The organism is Phenylobacterium sp. (genome assembly GCF_035276905.1).
In the GTDB taxonomy this organism is placed as follows: Bacteria; Pseudomonadota; Alphaproteobacteria; order Caulobacterales; family Caulobacteraceae; genus Phenylobacterium.
Map to the genome: position 1 here is coordinate 1 of NZ_DATELG010000329.1, position 4,751 is coordinate 4,751.

General features: G+C 63.2%; 5 protein-coding genes. 2 read left to right on the top strand and 3 right to left on the bottom strand.

The annotated features are described in order from the left end of the window. Positions 1-90: 90 nt before the first annotated feature. The gene (locus tag VJS38_RS15480; RefSeq protein ID WP_324089049.1) at positions 91-2,415 is read right to left on the bottom strand and encodes a bifunctional salicylyl-CoA 5-hydroxylase/oxidoreductase; all 2,325 of its coding nucleotides are present in this window, start codon (positions 2,413-2,415) and stop codon (positions 91-93) included. 348 nt (positions 2,416-2,763) lie between these two features. On the opposite strand from VJS38_RS15480, the gene VJS38_RS15485 reads away from it, so the two are divergent. Then, complete coding sequence (locus VJS38_RS15485) at positions 2,764-3,162, top strand: VOC family protein (RefSeq protein WP_324089050.1); 399 nt, start codon at positions 2,764-2,766, stop codon at positions 3,160-3,162. A gap of 140 nt (positions 3,163-3,302) precedes the next feature. Here the strand turns inward: VJS38_RS15485 and VJS38_RS15490 are convergent, their stop codons facing one another. Further along, the gene (locus tag VJS38_RS15490) at positions 3,303-3,650 is read right to left on the bottom strand and encodes a putative quinol monooxygenase (protein ID WP_324089051.1); all 348 of its coding nucleotides are present in this window, start codon (positions 3,648-3,650) and stop codon (positions 3,303-3,305) included. 84 nt (positions 3,651-3,734) lie between these two features. On the opposite strand from VJS38_RS15490, the gene VJS38_RS15495 reads away from it, so the two are divergent. Next, positions 3,735-4,142 (top strand): helix-turn-helix domain-containing protein, encoded by a 408-nt coding sequence (locus VJS38_RS15495; RefSeq protein WP_324089052.1) that lies wholly within the window; start codon positions 3,735-3,737, stop codon positions 4,140-4,142. A gap of 52 nt (positions 4,143-4,194) precedes the next feature. Here the strand turns inward: VJS38_RS15495 and VJS38_RS15500 are convergent. Continuing rightward, on the bottom strand, positions 4,195-4,751 hold a 557-nt coding region (locus tag VJS38_RS15500), incomplete at its 5' end, for a hypothetical protein (protein WP_324089053.1).

Sequence of the window (4,751 nt, forward strand, 5' to 3'; positions counted from 1 at the left end):
CAACGGCGTAGCCCGCCGCGGCAAGGCGCAGAGCGACCGCCCGACCGATGCCGCTGCCAGCCCCAGTGACGAACGCATGCCGCAGGTCCGTCATCGAGCGCCGCCCGCCGCTTCGGCGGCGCGCGCCAAATTGGTCTCGTATTGCAGCCGGCCCGAGAGGTATTGCTTGGGCCAAGCTTGGCCTTTGTAGCCGATCTTGGCGGCCTCATGGATGACGAAGGCGGGGTCCGCCAGATGCGGCCTCGCCACCGCGCACAGGTCGGCGCGACCGGCGGCGATGATCGAGTTCGCGTGGTCAGCTTCGGAGATGGCGCCGACGGCGATGGTCGCCACCCCGATCTCATTGCGGATCTTGTCGGAGAAGGGGGTCTGGAAGAGGCGGCCGTAAACCGGTTGCTCCTCCTTCACGACCTGGCCGGACGAGCAGTCGATCAGATCGGCCCCGGCGTCCTTGAACATCGCCGCGAAGATGGCCGCATCGTCGGGGGTGTTGCCGCCCTCGAACCAGTCGTGGGCCGACAGACGCACGGAGACGGGTCGGGCCTCCGGCCAGACGGACCTTACGGCGCGGAAGACTTCAAGCGGGAAGCGCGCCCGGTTTTCGTGGCTGCCGCCGTAGTCGTCCGTGCGGAGGTTGGTGAGGGGCGAGAGGAAGCTCGACAGCAGATAGCCGTGAGCGGCATGGAGCTCGAGAATATCGAAGCCGACCTCGGCCGCACGTCGCGTGGCTGCGACGAAGTCGCTGATGACCCGATACATGTCTTCCCGAGTCATCGGGCGAGGGACTACGGAATGCGGTAGGTAAGGCAGAGGAGAGGCCGAGATCAGCGGCCACCCGCCCTCGTCCAGCGGCTGGTCGATGCCCTCCCATGGCGGCTTCGTCGCCCCCTTGCGGCCGGCATGGCCGAGTTGCACGCCGATCTTCGCCGGGGTCTCGCCGTGCACGAATTCGACAACCCGACGGAAGGCCCCGGCCTGGCTGTCGTTCCAGAGGCCGAGGCATCCGGGCGTGATGCGGGCGTCCGGCGAGACGCAGGTCATTTCGGGAAAGACGAGCGCCGCGCCGCCCATGGCTCGCGCGCCGAGATGGACGAGATGAAGGTCGTTCGGCGCCCCATCGCGCGCCGAGTACATCGCCATGGGCGACATGACGACCCGGTTCTGCAGCGCCAGGCCACGCACCTTGTAGGGCGTGAACATCGGCGGCGGCGCAGCCTCATTGGCCGCAGCCTCCACCCCGGCGCGTGCGGCGAACCACCGCTCATACCCTTCGAGCCAGGCCTTGTCGCGCAGCCGCAAATTCTCGTGGCTGATGCGCTGCGAGCGCGTCAGCATCGAATACATAAACTGCTCCGGTTCGAGTTGATCAGCGTAGCGGTGGCCGACCACCTCGAACCACTCCATCGCATTGCGCGCCGCATTCTGGATACGGGCGACATCGACCTTGCGGATCTGCTCATAAGCCTCAAGCGCAGCCGGAATGCTCTTGGCCTCGTGGCCGAAGATATCGAACTGGCGCGTGAGCTCGATCGCATCGTCGATCGCCAGCTTGGTGCCGGAACCGATGGCGAAATGCGCCGTATGCACGCTGTCGCCCATCAGGGCGACATGGCTCTTACCGTTGAAGTGACTCCATTTTTCACAGATGAGCCGATTGAAATTGAGCCAGGCCGAACCGCGCAGGTGGCTCGCGTTCGTCATAAGCTTATGACCGTCGAGCGTCTCCGCGAACAAGCCCTCGCAGAAGGCGATCGACTGGTTCTGGTCAGCTCGGTCAAGCCCGTGAGCATTGAAAACGTCTTCGGTCGTTTCAACGATGAAAGTCGACGTCTTATCGTCGAAGCGGTAGATATGGGCCTGAAACCAGCCGAATTCGGTCCTCTTGAATTCGAAGGTGAAGGCATCGAACACCTTGTCGGTTCCGAGCCAGATATACCGGTTTGGCCGAACCTGCGCGTCTGGCTTGAAGATATCAGCGTACTTGTTCCTGATCTTCGAATTCACGCCATCAGCAGAGATGATCAGGTCCGCATCCGGGAATTCCTGATCGCCATCGACCTCTCGCTCGAACACAAGCTCGACTCCGAGCTCTATGCAGCGCTCTTGTAGGATATTGAGCATACGCTTACGACCAATGCCCACGAAACCGTGCCCGGTCGTACGCAGCTTGCGCCCCTTGAATAGAAGCTCGATGTCGTCCCAGTGATTGAACGCGTCTTCGATCTTAGACGCCGTTTCCGGGTCCCATTCCCGCATCGACTGCATGGTTGCGTCCGAAAATACGACGCCCCAGCCGAAGGTGTCAAACGCACGGTTGCGCTCGATGACCGCAATAGAGTGAGCGGGATGCTGGCGCTTCATCAGAAGCGCGAAATAAAGCCCCGCCGCGCCACCGCCGATGCACACGATTCGCATGAAATCCGCTCCTCCGCAGCTGCGGACGCACTCCGGAGGGTCCGCTCGCCGCCGCGATCCTCCAAACGTTGGACCGCGCGCCACGAAATTTCAAGCCTAAAATGTTTTGCGGGCGTCCCACACGGCCGCCGACACGCGGAAAGGCGGACCTGCGACATGCTGGCCGCGCTCTGGCGGCGCGCCGCGCCGCGGGTGCTTGCATTGACGCCGGCCTGATAAGCGACAACCTTTCCCCGCTGAGAGGATCAAACCGAGGCTCATTCCGCAGCGCCTCCTGAACGCGCCAGCGAAAGAGCGATATCGAAGCGATCTGAATCTGAGGCGCGCTTCGGGTGCGGGGAGATATCAATGAGAGTGAACGCTCTTGATCATGTAAACATCATCGTCGCCGATCTGGATGCTGCGGCGCGCTTTTATACCGAAATGCTCTCACTCGAGCGGCGTGATGGGCCGCCGCCGCTGACGCGAGATAACGCAGCGTGGATGTGCGATGCCGAAGGTCGCCCTATCATCCACTTGAACTCGCTCGATTGTCCGCGGGTTTATGATCGCGATTTGTCCCCCCGGCCCACCGGGGCGCTCCATCATGTCGCGCTCAACTGTACCGGCCATGATGAGATGTTGAGCCGAGTGAAAGGGCGCGGGCTTCAGCACGACACACATTACTATCCTTCAGTCGGACTGAGGCAGATCTTTCTATTCGATCCGCACGGGGTCCTCCTCGAAATGAACTTCTTTGAGAACTGAGCATAAGCGCCGATCTCGGGTGAACGTGTCGTACGCTATCGTGACCGCCTCGCCCGGCGCCATACTGCCGCCGACATCTGGGTCGCGTCCCTGGTGATGGTGTAGCTGCGCACGCTCCGCGACTGTCACGGCAGATCCGATCAGCCCACAGGACTGATCATCCGGGCGAATTGGATCTGCAGATCCTCGGCGAGGTACTCGAAGCGTTCCGCAAGGAAGCTCTGTATGTACGGTTGGCCAAGATGATCGCGAAGATGTTCCCGCGACGCCCAGGCCTCATAGAACCTGAAGAGATCGCCGTCGTCCCGGTCGCGGTGAACATGGTAAGCGATGACGCCGCTTTCCGCGCGAGTTGGGGCGACGAGGCTGACCAGCCGCTCCGCCAGAACGTCACCCAGCCCCGGGCGCGCACGGGCTTGGCCGAAAAGGCAGTAGGGTTCGGTCTCGTCCGGTTGCGGATCGGGGAAGTACATCGACATCTCGGACATTCTGATGCTCATCTGGCCACGGCCCCTCACGGGCTCGGACTGTTGAGTTAAGCCGGCGAAAGTCCCGACGCGAGTAGGCACCTTTTGGATACCGAGCCCCCTCTCCCCGCGGCCGACGAACTGCCGCCGTTGACCGAAACCATCGAGGCCGCGGTGATCCGGCGTGGCGGCGGATGCCCGATGGTGGAGTTCTTCCATCACATCGGCGGCAAGTGGTCGTTTCCGATCCTGTACGTGCTGTACCGCGCCGAGGCGCCTCTGCGCTTCGGCGAGCTTCGCCGCCGGCTTGAACCGGTCACTCAGAAAGAACTCACCCGACATCTGCGCGCCTTCGAGCGCCTGGGCCTGGTCTCGCGAGGGATCCTTTGCAGCCAGCCGCTGCAGGTCGAATATGCGCTAACGGAATATGGGCGCACGCTGGAAGCGCCGCTGAACGCTGTCGCCGCCTGGGTGCTTCACCACGGGGGCCCCCTGTTCCGCAGCGAAAGTTAGGGTCCGCGCGACCTTGCGATCGCACGGCGCCCTTTCCCCGCGCCCGCGAGCTTCACAGCCGCTTGGCGAGCATCTGCTTGGCCGCGCGCTCGCCCTCGGTTGCAGCGGTCTCCCACATCTGCGCGCCTGAGAGCTCCGAGTGGCTGAAGGCGATCCGGTGGAAGGGTTCGCGCAGGATCTCCTTGGCCGCCGGCTTGCCGCCCTTGCCGAAGTGAAAGCCCGGCGGTCCGACAAAATAGGCGTGGCCCTGCCGGTTGGTGATGATGCCGGCGATGTCGCGTTTGTCGTCGAAGCCGTAGGGCTTGAACATCTTGTTGAACTGCTCGCGCACCTGGGCCTCGATGTCCGCATAGGACATCGAGAACAACGCCAGGCGGGCCTGGGTGCACATTTGCGGCCACGGCGTATCCGGAAGCAGAAACGGAATATACTGCGTCAGCACGACGGGCTTGTTCGGATCGAGCGGCTGGGGCTCGTGGCCGTCGATCACCAGGTTGCGGCGCAGGCTGGTCCACCAGCCGAGGCCGCCGAACCACCGCACGCCGGCGACCCCGAGTTTGTCGAGGAACTTCCAATTCCTCAGCGCCACGTTGATCACCAGCATCGGCG